Origin of the sequence: Arthrobacter sp. JUb115 (assembly GCF_004365035.1) — a bacterium.
In the GTDB taxonomy this organism is placed as follows: domain Bacteria; phylum Actinomycetota; class Actinomycetes; order Actinomycetales; family Micrococcaceae; genus Glutamicibacter.
In genome coordinates this window covers 387,797-412,089 of sequence record NZ_SOBS01000001.1, presented here as the reverse complement: position 1 = coordinate 412,089, position 24,293 = coordinate 387,797, and the positions used below count along the sequence as shown (strand labels likewise).

Sequence of the window (24,293 nt, the reverse complement as noted above, 5' to 3'; positions counted from 1 at the left end):
CCGGTACGCGGCAGCGGCTCTTGATCAAAATAAAGTCTAGACGGCGGCTTCGATGCCGTCGCGGATGAGCGCGGCAACCTTATTGGCCTGCGAACGAAGTTCATCTACGCTTTGTCCGGCGTTAGCCACAACGTTGACGTGGCCGATCTTGCGGCCCGGGCGCACGGACTTGCCGTAGGCATGGACTTTGACTTCTGGCGCGGCGGCCAAGGCGGCTTGGAAAGCCGAGTAGAGGTCCTGGTTGGCGCCGCCGAGATAGTTCTTCATCACAGTCACGCCCAGCTCGCGGGTTTCGCCCAGCGGCAGATCCAGGACCGCACGCAGGTGCTGCTCGAATTGGCTGGTGACCGAACCGTTCATGGTCCAGTGGCCGGTGTTGTGCGGGCGCATGGCCAATTCGTTGATCACGAAACCGGCTCCTGAACCCGGGGTTTCAAAGAGCTCTGCGGCCATGACTCCGGTGACGCCGAATTCTTCGGCGATGCGCAAAGCCGCATCGGCTGCGGTGGCTGCGGTGGCTTCGTCAATATCCTGGGCAGGCGCGATCACTTCATCGCAGACTCCATCAACCTGGACGGTGTGGACCACGGGCCAAGCCTTGGCCTCGCCTGAAGGGGTGCGGGCTACCAACGCGGAAAGTTCGCGGGAGAACTCGACCTTGTCCTCGGCCAGCAGCGGGCCATGGGCGAACCAGTCGGCGGAATCCCTGGCATCTTGGGCATTGTCCAGCATGCGCACGCCCTTGCCGTCGTAGCCGCCGCGCGGGGTCTTGAGCACAATGGGCCAGCCGGTCTGCTCACCGAAAGCGATCAGGGCATCGACATCGTCAACCTTGGCCCACGCAGGGTTCGGAAGTCCGAGGCGTTCGATGGCCTCGCGCATGACCAGCTTGTCCTGGGCATGGATCAGCGCAGCCGGACGGGGCTGGATGTTGACGCCCTCATCGATCAGGGTGGTCAAGAATTCGTTGGGCACGTGCTCGTGGTCAAAGGTGACGACGTCCTTGCCCTTGGCGAATTCACGCAGGGTTTCGAGGTCCTTGTAGTCGCCTACAGGAGCGTCGGGAACGCTTCGCGCAGCCGAGACATCAGGACCTTCGGCAAGAACATGCAGTTCGAAACCTAGGTTCAGGGCCTCGGGGGCCATCATTCGGGCTAGCTGCCCGCCACCAATCACACCAATTTTTGGAAAGCTCACGATTACAAGGGTATCGAAAGCGACGTTGAGAATCGCATGCGCGTTGTCTGATTACTCTCACAATTCGGTCAATTTCCAGAAAGTGCCGATAAAATAGCAAGATCGCGCGCTTCTCGTAGTGCTTAGCGCGCCTTGTTACTGCTAGCCAGACGGGAACAATATTCCCTGGAGGACAATTGCTCGAGCGCATCAAACTCAAAATAGCCGGACTCATCTCGTTGCTGTGGCGCGAGGTGGCGAAGTTCGGCGTCGTCGGTGGCGTTGCGTTCATCATCGACTCGGGGATCTACGTCTGGCTCCTGCACGGTTCCATGAGCGATTCCCAGGTTAAAGCGAAAATCATTGCTGGCGTCGTTGCGACGATGTTCTCTTGGGTGGCCAACCGCTACTGGACCTTCCGCCACCGCCGCCAGGCCAATGTGGTGCGCGAGCTCGTGATGTTCATCATCATGAATGCCATTGGATTGGGCATTGCCGCGGCCTGCGTATGGGTCACCAAATACTGGTTGGGCTTGACCGATCCGACCTCGGTGTTCATTGCCGGTTCGGTAGTCGGCTTGGTGCTCGGCACCATCTTCCGCTTCTTCGCCTACCGTTTCTGGGTCTTCGGCAGCGCGATGGATGCGGAGGAAGAATTCGCCCACGACCACGAAGTTCTGGGCAATCACAAGGCCGATACCGGCGCTGACGCAGCGCATTCCGCTGGCCAGGCCGATACCGGCACGGTACCGACGGTGGCTCGCTAATCCGCTGGTCGGTAGTCGAAGTCAATGCGTTCGCCGTCGCGCAGGCGCTGGGTCACTTCCATCCCGTCTTCTACTAGCACAATTCCGTCACCCGCTGCCCACTGGCCAATGGCGAAGGGCAGCAAGGAGAGCACGGGTTGCTGCGCACGCACTAGAATTGTTCCTTGCGCCTTGGCTTCGGTATCGAATAACGCAGCAAGGCTGACCGGGGCGTCACCATTGGTTGCGATGGCTGAGGCATCACCAGTTACTGGCGAGGGATAGAACTGATCCCCGTAGGTACGCACGGAGGCATTGAAGTCTTCTGCGACAGGGCCGAGATCCGAGCCGAAGGACAGCGCGAGAGCTGCCGGGTTCACGGCAAGGATTTCAGAGCTGCTGGGTATGCGCTCATCATCCGGTTGGGCTGTCACCCACACCGATGCCTGCTGTGCATCATCATGCCCAGCATCGACCAGCGTGGCGCCATGGTGCAGCGCGGCCAGGGCCACGACCAGGGACTTCCAATGCGCCGGCAAATCGAGCACCACGATCGAGTCTTCATCGAGGTCGAAAACCTCGCCCAAGAGATTGGCGCTTTTCGCGACCCAATTGTCAAATACCCGTCCGGACAGCTCGATGCGTTCCCCGCTGACGGAGTACCAGGTGAGCCATGGGGAGGCTGAACTGCGTCGCGGCGCGAGAAGATTCTCGACAAATGTTCGTGATTGTAGGCTATTGCTCATTGGATGTCCTTAAATTTAATTACTGAGAATTCACCGAGAATTCAGCCAAGACGGGACTCGCCCACCTCATGTGCGTCTTTTGACGGCGTGTTGTGCCGGGAGTTTCCTGAGAACTCTTCTTAGAATGACCTCCCCGCTTGACTCTAGCGGAGTTACACGGCTGTAATTAGATGGTGAGTCCGGGCAGGTTCATCACTTTTCGCTAGTTCGATGGAATAAATGCTGCCGGATGGATCGGGAGCAATGACGGCCCGATCTCCTCAAACCAATCGAAAGGTCAACATCACCATGGCGAATCTGGAGCAGGGGTACTCCGAATTTTCGACCTCGGCTGTTGCGTCGGCTCAATACGGGCTGGAGGACGCACCATCCGACTGGTTTGTCGATCCTCAAGCCGGTGAGTCCGCACGGGTTGCAGTTGCAGCCGATCTGGAGACCGCGGCCGACAGCTTCCTGAAAGAGCACGACACGTTATCCGACACCGAAGAAATCTCCTCGGTTGGCTCGTGGGCTCCTGAGCTCGACGAGGATGACGAAGTGCGCGAAACCATCAAGGCAGTTTGGCTTGGTGTTGGCGGCGAAGTTGACGAGGGCGAGCTGGGCTGGCAGGCCCGTGCTCTGTGCGCACAGACTGACCCCGAAGCGTTCTTCCCTGAAAAGGGCGGATCGACTCGCGACGCGAAACGTGTCTGCGGCGCATGTGTTGTCCGTTCGGAATGTCTAGAATATGCCTTGAGCAATGACGAGCGCTTCGGAATCTGGGGAGGGCTCTCAGAGCGCGAACGTCGCCGTCTACGGAAACGAGCAATCTAATTCGTCCGCCAATTCACGTCACCGCCATCGTTGCTTCGCACGATGGCGCTGACTTTTTACCACGCACTTTGGCCGCACTGCGAAACCAGTCCCGGCCTATCGAACGCTTCGTCGGAGTTGACGCTTCGTCCTCTGACGCATCGCTAGAGGTCCTGCGGGCGAACTTGCCTTCCAACTCCGCCTTGCTGGTGGCCGATGAAGGATCCCTGGGGCTGTCGCTGGAAGTAGCGGTTTCGCAACTGCCCGAAGCGCGTTCGGACCGTGATGAATGGCTATGGATTATCCATGATGACTCCATGCCTGCTCCCGACGCGCTGGAACAGCTGACTCGGACCGTTGAGGCCTCCGAATCGGTATCCATTGCCGGTTGCAAGCTGCTGGACATCGATAACCCGCGCCACCTGGTCGAGGTGGGGTTGAGCGTGGACCGCAAGGCCCAGCGCCTGACCATGATCGATATCGACGAAGTCGACCAGGGCCAGTACGACGGACGAAGCGATTACTTTGCCGTGTCCTCGGCTGGCATGTTTATCCGGCGCGAGATCTTTGAGCAGCTGGGCGGATTCGATCCGGCTATTCCGGGCCGTGGCGACGACGTGGACCTATGCTGGCGCAACCGCCTGGCCGGTCACCGCGTGGTCGTGGTGCCAAGTGCCAAGATGTACCACCAGGTCGAGGTCGTCGACTCGCTGGCAGGCCCGCGCGAAGCCAAGCGCTCGGAAGTCTTCCAGCGCTTGAAGTTCGCTTCGCCCTTGGAACTGCCGTTCTTGTGGATTGGATTGCTGCTCGGCGGCATCGGCCACTTCCTCGTAGCATTGCTGGCCAAGGACCCGGGGCATGGCTTCAGCCACCTGGCTTCGGTCTTGCGCGGACTGTTCTCCCCGGGCAAGCTGGCCGCGTCACGACGCAACGTCGCCCAGATCCGCGAAATTCCACGCCGCCAGGTCCGTAAGCTGATGGTCTCCGGCGCACAGGTGCGCGAATACCGCCGCAATGTGAATACCGGGCGTGCCGATAGCGAGGTCTACGGGGATGGCAGCGGCGCCGACGCGATGGTTGAACCTAGCGGTGACAACTTCTCCGACTTCGTGCGAATCGCCCGTCCGCCGCGCACCACCGCAGTACTCTCGCTGATTCTGGCGCTCTTGCTCTCCGGGGCCGCTTCGCTGGTTGCTTGGCGCAGCCTGCTTGGATCCACTGCTTTGTCCGGCGGCGCGCTGCGCCCGCTATCCAACAACAACCAGGAAATCGGCGCCAACGCCCTATCGTGGTGGCAGAACATCACCACCGGATTGAGCGCTCCGCCGGATAACTCCGATGTGCTGTTCTGGCTTTTCTCGCTGGTGACTTTCAACCATGCCAACGAAGCTTCGATCTATCTCTTCTTCGCCGCGATGCCGTTGGCCGCCCTGACCGCGTGGTGGGGCATTGGCGCGGTGAGCCGTTCGCGTGCTGTCCGGTTCTTCGCCGCATTGATCTGGGCCCTGTTGCCTTCGCTGGTCTCTTCGCTGGCCTCGGGACGAGTCGGCTCGGTTTTGATCCACATCTTGCTGCCGCTGTTCTTCCTGGCAATTATCCGTGCCATGAATGCCCATGTGGCCATCGAAGGCGCGAAGCCCAAGAACCCGAAGCAGCAATCCGTATCCGCATGGACCGCTTCGGCTAGCGCCGCCTTGCTGCTCTGGGTGATCTCCGCCGGTTCCGTTTCATTCTTCCTGACCGCCAGCATCCTGATTTACGTTTTGGCCATCTTCTCGGTGCGCCGCGCACGCAGCCTGTGGTGGATCCCGCTGCCTGCAATCGTGTGGAATCTTCCGCTGCTGTTTGCCGGCCTGGGCGATCTGCGGCTGCTGTTGACCGAGCCCGGCGCGGCGCGCGCGTTCTCGCCAGCTGCCCCATGGCAGATGCTGCTGGGCTTCCCGGAATCCTTCAACGCCAACGCCTCGCTGGTGGGTTGGGACTTCCTGCCCGCCGGTCCGTGGGCCTTGGTCGCCGCACTGCTGGTCGGTGCTCCAATCATCGTGCTGGCTGTTTTCGGGACCTTGAGTTCTTCGCTCAGCCACAGTTCCAGCATGCGCCGGAACTCCCGCCGCCTGCTGTGGGGCGCAGTCCTGTCGCTGGCAGCGGGATGGGCCGTCGGTTTCGTCCCGTTCACCTTGGACTCGCACACCGCGGTGAGCGCCTACACCGGTCCGTTCGTCTCCTTTGCCATGTTTGCATTGCTTGCAGCTGCCGCCAACGCGCTAGCTGCCCTGCGCCATGAAGATCAGCCGCGCTCGATGCGGACGCAGGGTTCTCGTACGGCGATGAGCCTGATGGCCGCATTCAGCGTGCTCGCGGTTCTCGCTTCCGGCGCCGTGCTGCTTGGCGCCCAGCTGAATCCGGCCGCGGAGTCCGAAACGCTGACTTCCCTGAATTCGGCTCAGCAGGTCCACAGCTCCCAGCCTCGCACCCTGCCTGCCACGGCAGCCGATGCGGGCCGCTCCGAATTCCAGAAGCGCACCTTGGTGCTCAGCCCGCGTTCCTCCGGTGAAATCGACAGCCAGTTGGTTTCGGGTTCCGGTGAAACCCTGGACAGCATCAGCCGCTACTCGCAGGTCAAGCAGCTGACCGGACCGCTGCTGGATCCTGAACGCAATGAAGCTTCTGCCACCGCGCAGGTTCAGAGCAAAGCCGTAGCGATGCTGCTCTCCGAGTCCGCATTGGATTCGCGCGAATCGCTGCGCGACTTGGGCGTGGGCTTTGTCGTGCTCAACGAGACTGGTGAATCTGTCCCAGCGACCGTGCGCATCCTGGATGCGGCAACTGGGCTGGCATCGGTCGGCCAGACCGACAGCGGCTGGTTGTGGCGAGTGGATTTTGAAGCCGATGAAGAGAATCAGGGCGCTGGATTTGCCCGCGTTGTCGCTGAAAACGGTGACGTGAGCGTATTGCCGACCCAGCGTGGCAAGATCGCCAATCTGGAAATTCCGGCTTCTGATGCCAAGCGGACCCTGGTCCTTGCAACAGCGTCGGATCCGAAGCTGCGGGCCAGCGTTGATGGCGAATCCCTGCGTTCGGTGTCCTATCCCGAGGATTCGGAAACTCGATGGGCCCAGGCTTACGAGCTTCCTGCCGAGGGCGGCAAGCTGACGTTGTCGCACAAGGACTCCACGGCCATACCGGTTCTGGTGCTCAGCGCGATAGTTCTGCTGATTACCGTCCTCTTGGCCATTCCGGTGCCAAGCTCGCGGCGATTCGCCAACTACCGCAACAACGAATACCGCTTCCGTGAACCACGCGACGAAAATGAAGAACTCGCCGACGGCTCGGCCGTTTTGGCGGCCGCCGAAGTCCAGAGCCCGGCTACCGGCACCATGCCACTGAGCCGCCGCGAGGCACGCGAACGCGCCAGCGAGATTCGTGAGAACTTGACCCCGAAGCTCAGCGACCGGATTTCGGACGCCGATGCCGAGCAGGAGAAGAAGTAGTGAGCGACGAGAAGAACGTGAACTCAGCGGATTCTGCTGACAAGCCAACTGAACAGACTCCGGCCCCGAAACCGGCCTCCGCGCAACCAGAAGCCAAGGACACCACCCCAGTGTCGGCGACACTATCGCGTGCTGAGACAAAGGCTGCCAAGGCCCGGGCCAAGGTCGATGCCAAATTGGACAAGGCCCGCGCCAAGGAAGCCCAGGCCCGCGCCAAGGCCGAAGCGAAGAACGCCGAGAAAGCGGCGAAGGCTGAAGCCAAGGCCGCTCAGCGGGAAGAACCAAAAGCAAAGCCGCAACCCGAGGCGAAGTCAGGGAACAAGGACGCCACGGCAACCGTGCCCACCGCGCAGGCTGCCGAGGCGAAGGCTCAAGGCGAATCGGCGGAACAGAAGCCGGCTCCCAAGCCGGACTCCGTTCAAGCCGGACCGGTGCAGCCTGAGGCTGCGCACGCCAAACTGCCTGCAGCTGATGCAGCCGCCGCGGGCACCACTGATGCAGCTGCGCAGCCGGAACACTCCCAGGGCGCCGAGCCTGCCAAGAACGCCGGCCCAGCCGCGGCTGGAAGCAAGACGGGGCCTGGTGCCGCCCAGGACGCTGGACCGAAGAAGCCTGCAGCCCAGGACCCTGTAGTTGTTCCCGAACCAGTCAAGCCGCCGGCCGCAGAAGCGGCTAGGGCTTCCGGGAAGCAGAACGATGCCGGGGACTCCTCGGGGCAGCAAGGCGCAGCTGCGCAAGTTGCCGGCGTGGCAGCCACTGGTGCCGCAGCTGGCGCTGGTTCCACCGAGGCTGAGAAGAACCAGCCGGCCGGCCCGAAGCCTGGAGAAGAAGCCGCGAAGGCATCAGAACCGGAAGATCCGAAGGCTGCCAAGCGCCGCCATCGGCTGGAGAAGGTTCGCGCGCGGAACGCCGCGAAGGAAGAACTTGCCGCTGCCAGTGCGCTGGCTGCGCCTGCAGCCGGGCCGCAGGCGGAATCGGTGGACGGCAACGTCTCGAAGCGTCGCCAGAAGCTGGACAAGGCCCGCGCCGCGGCCTCCAAGGATGCGGCAGCCGCGCCGACGCGCAAGAAGACCGGAGCGGTTCTGCTCAGCCTGGTAGCCGTTGCGGCTGCCGGCGCTGCAGTGGGTGCCGGATCAATTTTTGCCCCGGCACCGGCCGAAAAGTCGTTGCCAGCTGCCGTGACGAACCTGCCCGCAGGTGACTCCAGCAGCGTTTGCTCGGCAACCCCGCAGCTGCTCAAGGGCGTGGAAGGCACCGATGCGCAGTTCGCCCCAGGTGCCAAGGACATTTCCAGCAACCTGCGCAGCATTGCCGTTTCGGATCTGGCCAAGCGCATTCCGGGCTCCTCCTTCACCAAGCTCGACGGCAGCGGCGCGCATGAGCTGACTGGACGCATCCCTGAGGATGAAGCTGCCGAGGCCCGTGGCGCTGATGATGAGGGCCTGACCGGCCGCGCCAGCAAGATTTCAACTGCCAACGATATCGATGACGCCCAGGTCTACACCTTGCAGCCGCTGGGCGAACTCGCTTCGAAGGGCAGCGCCGTGCGCAGCTACCAAGCCAAGGATGGCGACCTGGCAGGGCTTGCTGCCGCAACGTGCCAGGCCCCGGCGTCCAACTGGCGATTCACCGGCCTGCAGACAAGTACCGGATCCACCAGCGTGATGCATTTGGCCAACCCAACGCATACCACTGCCCAGGTGTCCCTGCGGCTTCGAGGTCCAGACGGCTTGATCGACACCTCGACGCTGCAGAACATTGTCCTGGCAGCGGGGGAGAGCCGGGCCATCGTGCTCGGCGGCTACGCGCAGAACCTGAATTCTGTTTCGGCTGAAATCACCAGTGTTGGCGGAAAAATCACTGCGTCGGTCCAGCAGGCCGCCCTGCGCGGTTTGACCCCGTCGGGTGTTGAACTGGTCAGCGCCAACGCGACGGCTTCCAATAGCCAGGTGATTCCGGGAGTGTGGATCGAGAGCAAGGAGAATATTTCCAAGCTCAGCAATGACAACAAGTCCTTGGTTCCACAGCTGCACGTTGCGGCAACAGGCTCCTCGGGCGCTGGATTCAAGGTGAAGGTCCTGGGCGAAGACGGCGAAGTCGCCGCCAGCTTCGACGATAACCTCGCCGTCGACTCCGACGCGACGAAGATTGTGGATCTGACCCAGCTGGCTGGTGGCTATTACACGGTAGTTGTCGAGTCCGATGCTCCGGTCACCGCAGCGGTGAAGATGGTTCGCGGTGCGGACCCGAAGGACTCCTCGGACACTGCCTGGGCGGTGAGCTCCAACGCGCTAGCCGGTACGCAGGCCATGCCGCTGTCGGCTAATGGCACTGGGAAATTCGCCATCGCCGCTGTAGCTGCAGACTCAGCGGTGGAAGCAGTGGTGGTTAATAAGGACGGCAAGCTGGAGGAACCGAAGAAACTCCAGATCAAGGCAGGGCAGAATGTTGTCTTTGATCCGAAATCTGTCTCCGAAGATGCCCAAGCAGTCATCTTCTCGACAGATGCCAACGCTTACCTGGCCCAGCTGGTGCTCGGTTCCGAACGTTCCATCGCTTGGGCTGCCATGCCACAGGCGAATGCCGGACGCGACGGCATTGTGGTGAACATCGGCGGCTAGGAATCCGCCATTAAGGAACTGGATAATTGAAGACCCCTTTCGCATGGCTGGCTGAGCGAATCACGCTGGAACGCAGTTCGCTCAAGGCAGCTTCGCTATCGGCAATGATCGCAGCGATTCTGATTATTGTCGGCGGCGGTGTCGTTCGAGTCACCGGGGCAGGACTAGGCTGCCCCGACTGGCCAACCTGCACCGGCGGCTCCATCGCGCCAACCGCTGAAATGGGGATTCACGCGACCATCGAGTTCGTCAATCGGCTGCTCACCTTTGTCCTGTGCGCAGCGGTTGGTTGGGTCATCATTGCCGCCCGACTGCAACGCGAACCAGTTCCGGGCATCACCCGATGGGCGTGGTTCCAGTTCTGGCTTGTTGTGCTCAATGCGGTCATTGGCGGGATCACCGTCTGGGTGAAACTGAACCCCTACGTAGTTGCCGCCCATTTCCTGGCTGCGACCTTGCTGCTCACTGCCGCTGCGGCCACCTGGGACAAGGTGCAGAATCTGGGAAACGCCGGCTCAAAAGCCAGTACGGATTCGCTGAAGTCGCTGGGAACCTGGTTAGTTGTTCTCAGCGCCCTGCTCGTCATCATTGGCACCGGGGTGACCGGCTCAGGTCCGCATGCCGGAGACTCGGTCGAGGTCCCGCGGATGGGCTTCGACTGGCTGCAGATCACTCTCGTGCATGCCGCAGCAGCCGTGGGCGCACTGGTTGTTGCTTTGGTGATGTGGCGTCAAGCAAGAAAAGAACAAGTACCGGACGTGGCGCACAAAGCCAAGCTCTACCTCTGGGTATTTGCCGGACAGGGGCTGCTCGGAGCGATCCAGGCCATGACCAGCCTGCCAGAGCTGCTTGTGGTCGCCCACCTGGTTGGTGCTGCGCTGGTATGGATCGGTGCCGTGCGCGTTGGCCTGGCCTCCCATGCGCCGGGACGTGAAAGCCGGATCCAGGCCAGCTAGAGAAGATGGCCCTAGTAGTCCGGATCCTCAGGGAAATATGCGGGGTCCACTTCCGAGATGGGTTTCATCCAAAGCTGCGCGACCTCGTGCACCACGCACTGATGGACCAGATCCAAGAGTTCGCCGGTGTTTTCCGCAATCTGCTCAATGGGCAAGCGATAAATGATGATGCGCGCTGGGCGGCTAGCCGAAGCTGATTTTGATGATGCAAGCGGCACCCGCTCGCCCAGTGCAGCAGCCTGTTCCAGCAGCTTGTCACTGGGCACCGGATCAATCAGGAAATCGATCTTTTCAATTTCTCCGGGCCAGCGTTCCGAGAGCCTTTGCGCACTGGCCATCACGGCATCATCAAATCGTTCCGGCCGTGAACGGTAAGCAGGAAGATGCATGGGCATCAGCGGGCCACGCCGCCCGCGTCCGTGGCGGTGGCGACGGGAACCGCTTGGCGGATCAGGCAACTTGGAGTTCATTAACTCAGCCTAGCGCTTGCGACACTGTGCCGGTGCCCATCAGCCCGCAAATGGGCGAAGATCCCAAGGATGTGCTGACCAGCCGAGTAGAATGGCAAACGTGGAAGGTCTTCGTCTTTGTTCTCGCCCAGCCTGCCGTGAAACGGCCCGCGCTACTCTTACCTACGTATACGCAGATTCAACTGCTGTTCTTGGGCCTTTGGCGACGTACCCGGAACCGCACTGCTACGACCTGTGCGCCCGCCATGCGAACCGTCTGACAGTTCCCAGCGGGTGGAGCCTGATCCGCGGCGCCATCCCAGATGTGCTTGAACCAGAAGATGAGCTGAACGCGTTGGTGAATGCCGTCCGCGATCGCGAGCCAAAGGTTCGCGAACCTCGCCACGCATCGGATTCGCCCATTGATTCGGTCCGTCCCCGCGATATCCGTGCACAGCGCTTTGACACTCGCGTCCGCTTGGCTGTGCTCCCAGCTGGCGACGAAGAAGCCTAGACCTTCTTCTCGAAGAATTCTTGAACCTGCATCGGCACTTCGGCGGCATCTGCAGCACCTCTTTGTGTCCTAGCTGAAATCCAATTGTGGTGTGGTAATCCGTCAGATGACTCGCCTCGCTGGATATGCTAAAGGCGCGTGCGCCGTACTCGGCCCGTAAAGCAACCCCAAAACAGCACACCATCGCGCGAATTGCAGGAGGACTCCTCATGGCTGAGGCGGCGAAAAACCCCACTGGAGGGCAAGGAACTACGGGCCAGCCGGCACCGGCTGCCACTGGCAACATGCCAAGCCCACAGACCAGCCTGAGCCAAAAAGCTGAAGAGCTTACTGCGCGCCTGGAAAAGCACAAGAACCAGGCCCAGGCAAACGCCGCTGCCCAAAAGGAAGAAGCCCGCAAAGAGGCCATCCGCCGCGCGATGTCCGGCAAAACCGACGCCGAGACCAAGAACCCAACTGCAGCTCCTGCAGCCAAGGCGCAGCCTGCCCCCGTGAAGCCAGCGGCAGACAAGCCTGCCGCGACCCCTGCGGCCAAGCCAGCTGAGGCCAAGCCTGCTGCGGCCAAAGCCCCGGCAACCAAGCAGCCGGTCAAGCCAGCGCCCGGCAAGCCCGCGGCGTCCAAGCAGGCAGCCGCCAAGCCAGTTGCGGCCAAACCTGCGGCCGCGAAGCCTGCCGCCAAGGCGCCCGCTGCGAAGCCGGCCGCTAAAGAGCCAGTAGAAGATGTCATTCGCGCCATCAAGCTGCCGCACGAAATCGAAGCTGAGAAGCAGGTGCAAAGCGAAGCCGCCGCCGGTGCTGGAAAGTCCGCTGAGCCGCAAGCCAGCGAGAAGGCAACCACCGCGCAAAGCGTGCCACCGGTGTCTGCTGCTCCGAAGACCGGATCCCTGCCAACAACAAAGGCTGCCGTTGCCCAAGCACGTAACCGCGTCTTTGGCAGCTACGCGCCAGAACCGGAACCTTCCGAAGCGGCCGTGAAGCGCCGGGTTGCGCGCGAACGGGCACTGAACTCGAAGCCGGCCCTGGGCCGTACTGCCCAGGTGATCGTGGCTCTGGTCTTCCCGTTGCTGACCTTGATCGCTGCCATCCGTTTGGTTGCCACGCCGGCTTTCCTGGCCCTGTCCTACGGCCGCCCTGGATTCCCAAGCGATTCCTTTGGTTTCACCGATTCTGAACGCCTGACCTACGGCAGCTACGGTGTGGATTACCTGAACAACTTTGCCGGCCCCGAATACTTGGCCGGCCTGAAGCTTTCCACCGGTTCAAGCATGTTCACCGAAGGGGAAGTCCAGCACATGGTGGACGTGAAGAACCTCATCGGGTTCGCCTATATCCTCGGCGCTGTTCTAGCGGTCATCTTGATCATCGGTGTTTGGTACCTCGCCAAGCGCTATGCAGGCGGCGTACGGCGTGCATTGTTCTCGGGAGCGATCTTGGCCTTGGCGGGCATTGCTGCGCTGGCCGTCTCCGCGATTGTGGGATGGGACAATTTCTTCACCCAGTTCCATGCCCTCTTCTTCTCCGACGGCACCTGGACCTTCAACGTCAGCGATACGCTGATCCGCCTGTACCCAGAGCAGTACTGGCTCGATAGCGCCATCGGCATCGCCGTGCTGGTGCTGGCCACGATCGTCGCTGTGTTGATCAGTTGCTGGCCAACCGGCCGCCGCCGTGAGGCGGCCCGGCTGCGCCAGGAGGCCCGTGCGTTCGGCATTGGCAACTAGCTGGCACAAGGCTTAAAGCACTGGGGGAGCAGTTCATGGTGAACTGCTCCCCATTGCTTTACGCAGTGGGAATTACTGGCGGTAGAGGGCTTCCACGCGGCCTTCGAATTCTTCGAGAACGCTCTGGCGCTTGAGCTTCAACGAGTTGGTCAGGTGCCCGGAAGCTTCGGTGAATTCCTCTTCCAAGACCACGAACTTGCGAATGGACTCAGCCTTGGAAACGGTCAAGTTAGCGGTATCCACGTAGCTCTGGATTTCGGCGATCACTGCTGGGTTGATCGCCGCCTCAGCCAGGGTCATGGCTTCAAGCCCCTTGGCCTTGGCCCACAGCACCAGTTCTTCGGGATCCAGGGTCATCATGGCCGTAATGAATGGGCGCTGTTCGCCAGCCAGTACGCACTGGGAGACGATGCGTCCGGCGCGGACCATCTCTTCCAACGGGCCAGGTGAGACGTTCTTGCCGCCGGCGGTGACGATCAGTTCCTTCTTGCGGCCAGTGACCTGGAGGAATCCTCCATCATCCAGGACACCGGTGTCACCAGTCTTGAAATAGCCGTCTTCATCGAAGACTTCAGCCGTGGCGGCAGGATTGTTGTGATAGCTCGCGAAAACCCCAATGCCCTTGACCAGGATTTCACCGTCATCGGCGATCCTGATGGAGGTGCCGGGAAGCGGACGTCCCACGGTGCCCACGCGGATTCGTGATGCTTGATTCACGGTGGCTGGGGCGGTGGTTTCGGTCAGGCCGTAGCCTTCGAGCAGTTCAATGCCAGCGCCGCGGAAGAAATGAGCCAAGTCCGGGTTCAATGCACTGGCTCCGGAAATCGCGTAACCGCAGTGGCCGCCAAAGACGGCCTGCAACTTCGGGTAGAGGACCTTGCTGAACAAGGCATGGCGGGCACGCAGGCCCAAGGGCATGCGAGTCTTGAGGCCACGCGCACGCGCATCACGGATCTTGGAAACCTCGATGGCTGCCTGTTCTGCCTTGAGGAACAGCTCGGCCTTGCCGCCACGTTCGGCCGTGGCCAAAGCGGTGGTGCGAATTTTCTCGAAGACGCGCGGCACGGCCAGCAGGAAGCCGGGCTTGACCGCGGACATGTCCTCGACCAGATTGGCCATGGAACTGGAATGCGCAATCACCGATCCGCCGTGGATGCAGGTCTGCTGGACGGCACGAGCCAATACGTGGGCCAGCGGGAGGAACATCAGCGTTCGGCGCTCTTCACCGAGCACTTCGAGCATATGGCCGGCCAGATTATGCGCCACCATGGCAAAGTTCGAGTGGGTCATATTGCAGCCCTTGGGACGCCCGGTGGTACCCGAGGTGTAGACCATCGTGGCCACGTCCTGGAGGGTCATGGAAGCACGGCGGGATTCGACCAGCTGCTCATCGACTTGGTTGGCAGGAACCATCAGCTGATGCAGGCCAGCGGAGGGAATAAGCGTCTTGTCCGCCGTGTCGGAGCCTTCAAAGATGTGGGTGCGAACCGGTTCGCCCAGCTGAGCCGCCGCCTGGCGGACGTTGGCGCGCAGCTCGTGGTTTTCGGCGAAAACCACGCGCGCACCGGAGTCGCGCAGGATCCATTCGATCTGGAAGGCGCTGGAGGTTTCGTAGATGGGAACCGTCACGCCTCCGGCGAACCACACCGCTTCCTCTGCCAAAGCCCATTCATAGCGGGTACGGGAAATAATGGCGACCTTGTCACCGGGCTGCAGCCCATCATTGATCAGCGCCATTGCCAGGCGCTTGACATCAATGAGGAAATCACCGGCACTGAGATCATGCCAGGTGCCGTCGCGCTGCACGCTGAACAGTGGTCGTTGCGCCCCACGTGCTACGCGATCAAGGAGTAGGCTCGTCGTGTTTACTTCTGGTGCTAGATCAGTGAGTAGCTCGACGGTTACTTCTTGCATTGAAGAATTGTCCTTTGGGATTTGATGGTCGTCTTAGTGGCCTATTTCATGGAAACAGGTGGCCAAGCCACGGGCAGCCTAGCCCCAGCTGGGGAGCCACACGTGCAAGCGCCAGTAATCATCCGCGATCATTTCCCCACTCCATATCGGCCAGAAAAAGGCCGACGTGACTAGGAATAGCGCCATGAATATGGTGAGTACGATGATGCGTGATCGGTGCGCGGCACTGGAATTAGGGTCGCGTGGAATGAACCTGCCAATCATATACGTCAACGCGAGCACCATGAACGGAACCAGTGGCAGGGTGTAGAAGAAGAACATTGTGCGTTCTGGGTACATCAGCCACGGCAGGAACCCGGCCGCTACCGATGAGAGGATCGCTCCGGCGCGCCAATCACGGGCGCCAGTCCACCACAGAATCAGCAAGAACATGCTGATGGTGCAGGCCCACCACATCAACGGGTTAGGCAGGTCGGTAATAACCTCGGTGCAACGCTCCAGCCCGCAGCCGTTGGCGCCCTTGTCGTAGCCTTCGAAGTAGAACAGCACTGGACGTCCGGCGAAGGGCCACGTCCACGGCGAGGATTGCCAGCCATGCTCGGAGTCGAGCCCGGTATGGAATTCGTAGCCAGCCTGGTGATAATGCCACAAGGAACGCAACGGCGAGGGCAGCCAGCTAATGCCTTCGCCGGGATTCTCCTCGGCCCAATGGCGGTATCGGCCGCCCTGGGTGATCAGCCACCCGGTCCACGTGGACAAATAGGTCAGCAGCACCAGCGGCAGCATGGTGAAGAAGGAATAGATTCCGTCGCGGATGAATGCCGCCGACTGCCACTTGTGAACTCCTGCGGTGCGCCGCGCACCAAAGTCCCAAAGTACCGCCATGAGGCAGAATACAGCTACGAAGGACAGCGCCGACCATTTAATGCCAACTGCGCCACCGAGCATGATCGCTGCGATCAGCCGCCATGGGCGCCACCAGAGCATGGGGCCATGAACGAGCAGGAAGTCATCTGGCCGGTTACCCTCGGGTACTGAAAGCTTCCGGGCAAGCACGGTTCTGCCATGTATCCGGTCTTTGAGCAGGGCATAAAACGCGGCAAGCACAAAGAACATCAAGAAGATGTCCAGCAACGCGGTGCGCGACATGACTATGGAATGGCCGTCGATGGCCATGAGTAAACCGGCGATGCCGGCAAGGACGTGGGAACCGAAGAGCAAGCGGGCGCACAGAGTGACTAGCAGGACCGAGAGGGTGCCGACGAGCGCTGTGGAAAAACGCCAACCGAAGCCATTGAAATCACCGAAGAGGAGCATGCCCACGCCGATCATCCACTTGCCCAGCGGCGGATGGACGACAAAAGAAGCTTCAGCTTCCAGCTGCGGGTCCCCTGCGATGAACTTTCCGTCGCTGTCGTCAGCCCATTCGCGCTCGTATCCGCTTTGCAGCATCGCGAAAGCGTCCTTGACGTAATAGGTTTCATCAAAGATCAGCAGGTGCGGGTGCGCCAGATTGACGAAGCGCAAGAGGCCGGCAATCAGTGTCACGACCAGCGGAATGATCCACATCAGCGGGCCGCTGGGAGCCACCACAGGCAGGAGCCGTTGTTTCAGGCTCTCGAAAGTGAAGGCCTGTCGCGCCGAGCGTACGTGGCCGGAGTCCGGAGTGTCTAAAACCGAGGTGCCCATCACCAATTCATGCTACCGGTGGAAAGTCCAGAAAGTGGGCTTTTCCTGCGTCGCGTAGGCTTAAGAATGTGCAGAACTCAGATAATGAGGGCGTAATCGTCCTGGGAGCCACCCCGATTGGCAATTTGTCCGACGCCTCCCCGCGTCTGCGGGAGATTATGGCCAGTGCCGATATCATCGCCGCGGAGGACACCAGAAACTTCCACCACCTGGCCCATGCCCTGGGCATTAAAATCACTGCGAGGGTGATGAGCTTGCATGAGCATAACGAGGCTCACAAGCTCTCCGATGTGATTGACCTGGCCGCCGAGGGCGCGACTGTGCTGGTGGTTTCCGATGCAGGAATGCCGGCGGTATCGGACCCTGGCTACCCATTGGTGGCCGCTGCCTTGAGTGCTGGCATCCGTGTCACCGCGGTACCGGGCCCTTCTGCGGTGCTCACCGCGCTGGCCCTGTCCGGATTGCCAACTGGCCGTTTCACCTTTGAAGGCTTCCTGCCGCGCAAGGCGGGGGAACGCCGCAAGCGCCTGGATTCCTTGCTCGCCGAAGATCGCACCATGGTGTTCTTCGAGGCTCCTCACCGGCTGAGCGACTTCCTTGATGCCGCTATCGAAGCATTTGGCCAAGACCGCCAGGCCGCCGTAGCCCGCGAGCTGACCAAGAAGTTTGAAGAGGTCCGTCGAGATTCACTGGCAAATCTGCGCGCATGGGCAGAAGATGGCGTACGCGGAGAAATTGTTGTGGTTGTCCACGGAGCCCCGGAAGCCGAGGCCGCATCCATCGAGGATTTGCTTCCCAAGGTTGCAGCCCTCGTGGAGGAAGGCATGCGCATGAAGCAGGCCGTGGCCGAAGTCGCCGAAAAATTCGGCGTGCAGAAACGCGAGCTTTATGAAGCTGTTCTGGCAGCACGTCACGAAGCGGGAAAATAGCCGAAGTCGCATAGGCTAAATGCACAATGAATGCTCGCGTTTATCGTGCAGACGGCAATTTACAGCCACCACCTGCCAGGAATAGCGTAGACATCAAAGACGATTAGTTTTCATTATTTTCTATCAGGAGATGCTCGTATGTCGATTACTGCCCAGCGCGAAGCGGAACTGCTTGCCAAGGTGCCAACCGGCCTATTGATTAATGGCGAATGGAGGGATGCCTCCGACGGTGGCACCTTCGACGTGCTCGACCCGGCTACCGGCGAGAAGTTGCTGACGCTGGCCAGTGCTACGAGCGAAGACGCAATGGCTGCACTGGATGCAGCTGACGCAGTCCAAGCCGAATGGGCACTGACCGCACCACGCGAACGCGCGGAGATCCTGCGCCGTGCTTTCGACCTTGTCACCGAGCGCAAGGATGACTTTGCGCTGCTGATGAGCCTGGAAATGGGCAAACCACTGGCCGAGGCCTATGGCGAAGTAACCTATGGCGCCGAATTCCTGCGCTGGTTCTCCGAAGAAGCCGTACGCCACTACGGCCGCTACCTCACCACCCCCGAGGGCAAGAACAAGGTACTGGTCCAGCACAAGCCGGTTGGCCCATGCCTGCTGATCACCCCATGGAACTTCCCGCTGGCCATGGCTACCCGCAAGGTCGGCCCGGCAGTAGCGGCAGGCTGCACCATGGTGCTCAAGCCAGCCAAGCTGACCCCGCTGACTTCCCAGCTTTTCGCAGCCACGATGATGGAAGCAGGCCTTCCAGCTGGCGTGCTGAACGTGGTCTCCGGCGCTTCGGCCTCGAAGATCTCCGGCCCGCTGATGCAAGATGACCGCCTGCGCAAGGTTTCCTTCACCGGCTCGACCCCGGTGGGCAAGCAGCTGATGAAGGACGCCGCAGACAAGGTCCTGCGCACCTCGATGGAGTTGGGTGGCAACGCACCATTCATCGTCTTCGAAGATGCCGATCTGGATGCCGCTGTCGAGGGCGCCATGGCAGCCAAGATGCGCAACATGGGCGAAGCCTGCACCGCTGCTAACCGCTTCCTGGTCCATGAGGACGTTGCCGAGGAATTCACCGCCAAGTTCGCTGCAGCGATGAAGGCCCTGAAGCCAGGGCGCGGCACCGAAGCCGACACCACGGTAGGCCCGCTGGTCGAGGAAAAGGCCCGCGACGAAGTCCACTCGCTGGTTGAAGCCGCCGTCGCCGCCGGTGCGACTGCCATCACCGGCGGCGCGCCAGTTGACGGCCCGGGCTACTTCTACCAGCCAACCGTGCTGGCCAATGTCGCCAACGACGCCAAGATCCTGAGCCAGGAAATCTTCGGCCCAGTGGCACCAGTGACCACGTTCAAGGATGAGGCCCAGGCTATCAAGCTGGCCAACTCCACCGAATACGGTTTGGCTTCCTACATCTACTCGCAGGACTTCAACCGCATGTTCCGTGTTTCGGAGCAGATCGAATTCGGCCTGGTTGGATTCAACGCTGGCGTGATCTCCAACGCCGCGGCACCATTCGGTGGCGTGAAGCAGTCGGGCCTGGGCCGCGAAGGCGGCGCCGAAGGCCTGGAGGAATACACCACCGTGCAGTACATCGGCATTGCCGATCCTTACGCAGCCAAGAAGTAGATTCTCCAGCTCGCGCCAAGGCCCGACCGGATTCTTCCGGTCGGGCCTTGGCCGGTTAAACCGATGGCTACATGTCGATTCGCGTGGATTCTTCCGAGCGCGAATGACGCGGGTGCACCGAAGCAGGGAACAAGAATGCCCTGATTCGTTGGATAAAGGACAGCTCGCTGCGCAAATTGCCCTGGATCGCGTGCAAGGCGTCAAGCAGCGGAGCGGCATCATCAGCGCTGGGATGCCTGTTGGCGTAGAAGCTCTCTTGGATGACAGTTTTCAGGGACTGCAAATCCTTGGCGACTTGGGGATGGTCTTCGCCCAGCCGGGTAGTGTAGTCACCGGCCGACTCGTGGCTGCCAGCCGGCCCCCGGTAATCGGCCCCAATAGCCTGCAGCTCGGCCAGCAGAGCTGGAGCGGCATCATGGCCGCCACGGCGCACGCGTCCTAGCCGCTCCTCACGCAGGCGATGGCGCCGCCACGGGGCAACACCCAGTGCCAGGAAAGCCAGCAACAAGACCGCTGGCAACAGCCACACTGCCTTTGTGCCCTGCGTCCCAGAATCTGCGGACGGTGCCGGCGCAGAAGGCGCGGCGCTGGCCGGTAGGCTCGGGTTGCCGCGCTCGGTGGGCACTTGGGGTGCAGTGCTTTCTTGCGGGTTCGACGTAGGAGTTGGTTCCGGCGCGTAACTTGGCGAGTAGCCCCGACCCGGGGTGGGCTCAAACGGAATCCAACCCAGCCCGTTCAAATACAATTCTGGCCACGCGTGGGCCTGTTTCCCGCTGACGGTATATCCGGTGAGCTCGGTACCTTCTTCCAGGCGCCGTTCCAGCATGCTCTGGGCGGTGTCCCCGGTGATTTCGAGAGTGTCTCCGCTGGCTTCACCGGGTGCATACCCCACGGCAATGCGCGAAGGGATTCCGGCTTCACGAGCCAGCAGGGCCATCGCCGAGGCGAAGTGCACGCAATACCCCTGGCGCCGGGCCAGGAATGCTTCGACAACTCGACGATTGGCCCCGTCGTAGCCTTCGCGCAGCGGGGTGCGTTCGGAGTACACGAAATTCCCGGAACGGAAGAAATGCTGCAAAGCCACGGCGGTATCAATGTCGTTGGCAGGCTTCCCCTTCTTGCCGAAAACCTCATCGAGGGTTTGCTGCAGCAACGGTTCCAATCCGTTGTCAGGATCCTGCGGAAGACGCAGGTATTCCTCGGGCAGCTGGTCGCTGGCGTCGACTCCCATGTGCCCGACATTGCGGACCATTTGCGTGCTGATGGCCAAATCCGCGTAGGCCACTGAAATGTCGTTGGTCGATGCCATGGCGTCGCCAGTGAGCCTAGCCACCGAGGTCTCGTAGGTCCAGTTCCAATCCCCGACGATGCCCTGCACGAAATAGGATTGGTTGGGCAAAGGAAGGACCGGACTGCTGATGCCATCAGGCCAAGTCATTCGCAAGACTTCGTCGGTGCTGTTGAACGTGCTGAAATTCGTTGACACCGCGGAGGTGCCATCAAGCGTGTGCTGCATGGAGCTTTCGCTTGGTTCCCAGCGGTCTGCGGAAAGATCCTTGATCACCTGAGTGCGCAGGTAAGGCGCTTCTTCAGCAGTTGTGTAGTAGTCCAGGATGGGAACACCGCTGTTCGAGCGGAGGTCTCTTCCGAGGTTGATCAGCGGATCGACATTGCTGGCCAGCAGATCACCCGAAGGACGTTGCCCTTCGGAGAACATGCCGCTGCGGAAACCAGGCATCCAGATGCTGGCCGCCAAGAGGGCACCGACACAGGCCATCACGCTGACACCCAGAATTCCCAGTGTCCTGGGCGCGGGAAGCATCACTTGGGAATGCTTGGAAGATGCAGGGGCAAAGAGATACGGAATCAGCGCAATATAGCCGAGCACTGCCGACAACAGCAGCGCGAGATAGCCAATTCCGGCGCCTTCCTGCTTGAACAGCGACGCGATGATCGGCGCCAGGGACAAGGGAATGATGATCAGCATGGCCATGCGCCGCGAGCTGGCCAGCATTTCCACGATCAGGCTGATTGCCAAAGTGAAGCACAATACGCTGAAAGCCACAGAGCGGGAATTGGCTACCGGCGGCACCTGGGTAGCTAGCTGGATTCCCGCTTCACCAAGCACATTCCACACCCATTGGGCGAGAGGCAAACCGTAGATGTTGCTTTCCCGGGCATCGCTGAGCGCAATGGACGCCACGGCGACGATTGCCGCAGCAGGAACAGCACTCCAGCGCAAGCGCCGGACTGCGCGCAGCAGACCGGCGCACAGGTGCACGGCGAAGACCGGGAGGACCAAGGCCGGGAACCAGCTGGAGCCTTCAATGACCCCGGACAGCGAGGCGGCACCCGCTAATACAGCGACTGCAAGGCAGCAGGCAGCAGCAACCCGCACGAGCAGAAGCCGCATCGCGGGAGCCGAGCCAACGCTCGGTGCCGGGTTTTCAGGAGTCGGGGCCAGAATGCTTGCCCCAGCACGGCCAGCGCTCATCATCCCCACATCTCGTCTATCGCCATATCGCCGGGAAGAATATGCACTTTCCAGCTGGTGCGAGCCAATTCAAGTTGTATCTGCCCATAGCGTTCAGGGTGGCTGACCAGCAGGAAAACCTCGACATTGCGCACGGTGCGCGAGAGCGTAGCCAGCCAAGCTGCCTGCGGCGCAGTGAGCTCTCCGAGGATCATGATGACCGGTTCTTCACGGAACACCAAGAGCTCCTTGCGCAGGGTATTGCCCAGAATCTCGGAACCGTTGGCTTCAACTGTTCCGTTGGCCAAGGCCAGGTCCGAAGTTGCGGCATGGAAGTCTTCAAAACTGTTCAGCGCGCCGAGCTCGGAGACGCTTTGCGGGTCCCGTTGCGCCAACGAAACCCCGGTGAGGTCCCGGAAGGCGAGCTGGTAGCCGCTAGTGGCATATCTCAGGCCGATGCTGCTGGCCAACGACAACGCATTTTCAAAGCGGCGGCTGCTGGTGAGTGCTTCGGCGTGAGCCTGCGGCAACGAGATCCTCAGATCCGATCCGCTGTGATTCCAATGCTCGAAGGAAGTGTCCAGGGCCAGGAGCGCCTGCGCGGTTGCCACGCGGTTTTCCTGGCGGACCATGAGCTTTCCGTGCCGGGCGCTGGCTTTCCAATGCACCTGGCGGACGGAGTCGCCTTGCTGGTAGTCGCGCGTCGCGACATCGTAGTAGTCGGTGGTGGTGCTCCTGGAGAATTTCGCATCGCCAGTGAGCGTTCGTTCGCCGAGCGGGGCGAAACGATCCAACCGGTGCAATTGGGAACGCACGGGAATCTGCAGGCTCGCTCCGGTGCGCACCATTCCCTGTATCAGCCCCAGAGGGTCCACGACTATTTGCTGGGCTGGTCCCACAAGGTGGATCCCGCGTGTGCGGAACACCAATTCGTATTCGATTGAACCCGGGGCCTGGAATCGTGGGCCGGGCCCGAAATCCTCCGGCAATTGTTCCTGGATGATGGAACGCTCAGCACACGACAAGCGGAACTTGCTGACCTCGCCAACGCTGGGAACCGCCGAGAGCAGCTCCCGGTGGATAATCGTGCGTCCGCGCAGGCGCAAGGCCAAACCCCAGTTCGCCATAGCCAGCGCCACCAGGGCCAGGCCCAAAGCCATCATTTCGTGCCGGCCCAGGAGATATGCCACGAACACCAGCAGGCCGCCAGCTCCGGCAGTGCACCAACCGCGCACGGTGAACAGATCAAGGTGCCAACGTCGCAGGGCTGTCGCCGAATTTTCGGTGCGCGTCCAGGACAGGGCATCGCGCGAATCGTAGCGGGGAATCTTCTCCATGGCTGCCCGTTAGCTCACGGGGGTGCTGGCAACAAGCTCTTGGATCACGGCGCTGGCATCCAAGCCGTCCGCAACCGCTCGCCGGGTCAGGATCAACCGGTGGTTCAGCACCATCTGGGCCACGCTGCGAACGTCTTCTGGCAAGACGTGGTCGCGTCCATGGATCGCGGCATGGGCTTTGGCCGCGCGAACCCACTGAATCAGTGCGCGAGGCGAGGCCCCCAGCGCCACCTGCGGGTGCTCGCGTGTGGCTCGGCCCAGATCCACTACGTAGGCGCCTAGCCGTTCGGTGACCGTCACCGCTTTAACCTGCTCAATCATGTATCCCAGATCAGCCAGCTGCACCACGGCTTGCAGTGCTTCCAATGGGTCGTACTGGTGCCGGCCGGTGAGCATGGTGATTTCGGCGTCGCGTTGTGGGTAACCCAGCGAAAGCCGCGCCATGAATCGGTCACGCTGCGCCTCGGGCAGGGCGAATGTGCCCTCGGATTCCACCGGGTTCTGCGTGGCCACAACCATGAAAGGCTGCTCCAGTCGATGGGTGATCGAATCGACGGTGACTTGCTTTTCTTCCATGCATTCCAGCAATGCCGACTGGGTCTTGGCATTCGCACGATTGATTTCATCGGCGATGACGATATTGGCGAAGACCGGTCCGGGATGGAAAGTGAATTCGTGAGTCTGCGGGGAGTAAACCGAGACACCGGTGACGTCACTGGGCAAAAGGTCCGGGGTGAACTGGATGCGGTGCACCGAACCATTGACGCTGCGCGCCAATGACTTGGCCAGCATGGTCTTACCGACCCCGGGAACGTCTTCCACCAGCAGGTGGCCCTGTGCCAGCAGAACCGTCAATGCGCTAGTCACCGCCTCCGGCTTGCCGGTGATGACGCTCTGGACAGCATCGAAAATGCGCTGGCAATTGGACTGGAATGCCGAATCAAGCGACGGCACTGTTCGGTTTGCACTCATGCGCGGTTCCTCCTGAAGAACGAATCGTTGGCAAGATCGATCGCCGCAGCATTCATTCAATTGGGTCTTGCATCACATCATATGGGGATCTTTTGTCCAGCAACAGAGCCTAACTACCGGGAGCTGAGCACCTGATTGTCG

General features: G+C 61.1%; 17 protein-coding genes. 9 read left to right on the top strand and 8 right to left on the bottom strand.

The features are described from left to right. Positions 1-36: 36 nt before the first annotated feature. A complete protein-coding gene (locus EDF61_RS01890) occupies positions 37-1,197 on the bottom strand; it encodes a 5-(carboxyamino)imidazole ribonucleotide synthase (protein ID WP_133833075.1) in 1,161 nt (386 codons plus the stop codon). Between the two features lie 176 nt (positions 1,198-1,373). Here EDF61_RS01890 and EDF61_RS01885 point away from each other — a divergent pair, with 176 nt between their 5' ends. Next, positions 1,374-1,943, top strand: a complete 570-nt coding sequence (locus tag EDF61_RS01885) for a GtrA family protein (protein WP_105657466.1) — start codon at positions 1,374-1,376, stop codon at positions 1,941-1,943. Here EDF61_RS01885 and EDF61_RS01880 read toward each other — a convergent pair. Then, complete coding sequence (locus tag EDF61_RS01880; protein ID WP_133833074.1) at positions 1,940-2,668, bottom strand: TIGR03089 family protein; 729 nt, start codon at positions 2,666-2,668, stop codon at positions 1,940-1,942. The genes EDF61_RS01885 and EDF61_RS01880 overlap by 4 nt on opposite strands. A 288-nt stretch (positions 2,669-2,956) precedes the next feature. On the opposite strand from EDF61_RS01880, the gene EDF61_RS18990 reads away from it, so the two are divergent. The 4 genes from EDF61_RS18990 to EDF61_RS01860 are packed head-to-tail and all read left to right on the top strand — an operon-like array spanning position 2,957 to position 10,528. Next, positions 2,957-3,481: a WhiB family transcriptional regulator gene (locus EDF61_RS18990; protein WP_105657494.1), complete on the top strand. Its 525-nt coding sequence runs from the start codon at positions 2,957-2,959 to the stop codon at positions 3,479-3,481. Then, entirely contained in the window at positions 3,427-6,951 is a 3,525-nt protein-coding gene (locus EDF61_RS01870) for a glycosyltransferase family 2 protein (RefSeq protein WP_133833073.1), read from the top strand. The genes EDF61_RS18990 and EDF61_RS01870 overlap by 55 nt, the downstream gene beginning before the upstream one ends. Then, positions 6,951-9,572 (top strand): DUF5719 family protein, encoded by a 2,622-nt coding sequence (locus EDF61_RS01865; protein WP_133833072.1) that lies wholly within the window; start codon positions 6,951-6,953, stop codon positions 9,570-9,572. Before EDF61_RS01870 ends, EDF61_RS01865 begins: the two co-directional genes overlap by 1 nt. Before the next feature lie 26 nt (positions 9,573-9,598). Next, a complete protein-coding gene (locus EDF61_RS01860) occupies positions 9,599-10,528 on the top strand; it encodes a COX15/CtaA family protein (RefSeq protein ID WP_133833071.1) in 930 nt (309 codons plus the stop codon). Between the two features lie 11 nt (positions 10,529-10,539). Here EDF61_RS01860 and EDF61_RS01855 read toward each other — a convergent pair whose 3' ends face one another. After that, the gene (locus EDF61_RS01855) at positions 10,540-10,998 is read right to left on the bottom strand and encodes a metallopeptidase family protein (RefSeq protein WP_105657471.1); all 459 of its coding nucleotides are present in this window, start codon (positions 10,996-10,998) and stop codon (positions 10,540-10,542) included. Positions 10,999-11,089: 91 nt separating this feature from the next. On the opposite strand from EDF61_RS01855, the gene EDF61_RS01850 reads away from it, so the two are divergent. Together EDF61_RS01850 and EDF61_RS01845 are read left to right on the top strand one after the other, a co-directional pair. Then, on the top strand, positions 11,090-11,491 hold the full coding sequence (locus EDF61_RS01850; RefSeq protein ID WP_208294212.1) for a DUF3499 domain-containing protein: 402 nt from the start codon (positions 11,090-11,092) through the stop codon (positions 11,489-11,491). A 284-nt stretch (positions 11,492-11,775) separates the two neighbouring features. After that, positions 11,776-13,212 carry a TIGR01906 family membrane protein gene (locus tag EDF61_RS01845; RefSeq protein WP_133833070.1) on the top strand — a complete coding sequence of 479 codons (1,437 nt, stop codon included), beginning with the start codon at positions 11,776-11,778 and terminating at the stop codon, positions 13,210-13,212. Between the two features lie 72 nt (positions 13,213-13,284). On the opposite strand, the gene EDF61_RS01840 is transcribed toward EDF61_RS01845, so the two are convergent. After that, the gene (locus EDF61_RS01840; RefSeq protein WP_133833069.1) at positions 13,285-15,126 is read right to left on the bottom strand and encodes an AMP-dependent synthetase/ligase; all 1,842 of its coding nucleotides are present in this window, start codon (positions 15,124-15,126) and stop codon (positions 13,285-13,287) included. A 78-nt stretch (positions 15,127-15,204) separates the two neighbouring features. Beyond that, a complete protein-coding gene (locus EDF61_RS01835; RefSeq protein ID WP_133833068.1) occupies positions 15,205-16,815 on the bottom strand; it encodes a dolichyl-phosphate-mannose--protein mannosyltransferase in 1,611 nt (536 codons plus the stop codon). 68 nt (positions 16,816-16,883) lie between these two features. Between EDF61_RS01835 and rsmI the strand changes: the two genes are divergently transcribed. Both rsmI and EDF61_RS01825 read left to right on the top strand, forming a co-directional pair. After that, the gene (gene rsmI / locus EDF61_RS01830) at positions 16,884-17,744 is read left to right on the top strand and encodes a 16S rRNA (cytidine(1402)-2'-O)-methyltransferase (protein WP_133833067.1); all 861 of its coding nucleotides are present in this window, start codon (positions 16,884-16,886) and stop codon (positions 17,742-17,744) included. A 138-nt stretch (positions 17,745-17,882) separates the two neighbouring features. Next, the gene (locus EDF61_RS01825; protein WP_105657476.1) at positions 17,883-19,370 is read left to right on the top strand and encodes an NAD-dependent succinate-semialdehyde dehydrogenase; all 1,488 of its coding nucleotides are present in this window, start codon (positions 17,883-17,885) and stop codon (positions 19,368-19,370) included. Between the two features lie 67 nt (positions 19,371-19,437). On the opposite strand, the gene EDF61_RS01820 is transcribed toward EDF61_RS01825, so the two are convergent. The 3 genes from EDF61_RS01820 to EDF61_RS01810 are packed head-to-tail and all read right to left on the bottom strand — an operon-like array spanning position 19,438 to position 24,152. Further along, positions 19,438-21,867, bottom strand: coding sequence for a transglutaminase TgpA family protein (locus EDF61_RS01820; protein ID WP_286172073.1), 2,430 nt, complete (start codon positions 21,865-21,867; stop codon positions 19,438-19,440). Continuing rightward, a complete protein-coding gene (locus EDF61_RS01815) occupies positions 21,864-23,180 on the bottom strand; it encodes a DUF58 domain-containing protein (protein WP_133833065.1) in 1,317 nt (438 codons plus the stop codon). Before EDF61_RS01815 ends, EDF61_RS01820 begins: the two co-directional genes overlap by 4 nt. Positions 23,181-23,189: 9 nt before the next feature. Further along, positions 23,190-24,152, bottom strand: coding sequence for an AAA family ATPase (locus tag EDF61_RS01810; protein WP_133833064.1), 963 nt, complete (start codon positions 24,150-24,152; stop codon positions 23,190-23,192). Between the last annotated feature and the right edge of the window lie 141 nt (positions 24,153-24,293).

Bases quoted from the DNA above. Each gene is read 5' to 3' on its own strand.
- EDF61_RS01880 (WP_133833074.1), bottom strand. From the start codon at position 2,668: ATGAGCAATAGCCTACAATCACGAACATTTGTCGAGAATCTTCTCGCG.
- EDF61_RS18990 (WP_105657494.1), top strand. From the start codon at position 2,957: ATGGCGAATCTGGAGCAGGGGTACTCCGAATTTTCGACCTCGGCTGTT.
- EDF61_RS01855 (WP_105657471.1), bottom strand. From the start codon at position 10,998: ATGAACTCCAAGTTGCCTGATCCGCCAAGCGGTTCCCGTCGCCACCGC.
- EDF61_RS01850 (WP_208294212.1), top strand. From the start codon at position 11,090: ATGGCAAACGTGGAAGGTCTTCGTCTTTGTTCTCGCCCAGCCTGCCGT.
- EDF61_RS01845 (WP_133833070.1), top strand. From the start codon at position 11,776: ATGCCAAGCCCACAGACCAGCCTGAGCCAAAAAGCTGAAGAGCTTACT.
- EDF61_RS01840 (WP_133833069.1), bottom strand. From the start codon at position 15,126: ATGCAAGAAGTAACCGTCGAGCTACTCACTGATCTAGCACCAGAAGTA.
- EDF61_RS01835 (WP_133833068.1), bottom strand. From the start codon at position 16,815: ATGGGCACCTCGGTTTTAGACACTCCGGACTCCGGCCACGTACGCTCG.
- EDF61_RS01825 (WP_105657476.1), top strand. From the start codon at position 17,883: ATGTCGATTACTGCCCAGCGCGAAGCGGAACTGCTTGCCAAGGTGCCA.
- EDF61_RS01820 (WP_286172073.1), bottom strand. From the start codon at position 21,867: ATGATGAGCGCTGGCCGTGCTGGGGCAAGCATTCTGGCCCCGACTCCT.
- EDF61_RS01815 (WP_133833065.1), bottom strand. From the start codon at position 23,180: ATGGAGAAGATTCCCCGCTACGATTCGCGCGATGCCCTGTCCTGGACG.
- EDF61_RS01810 (WP_133833064.1), bottom strand. From the start codon at position 24,152: ATGAGTGCAAACCGAACAGTGCCGTCGCTTGATTCGGCATTCCAGTCC.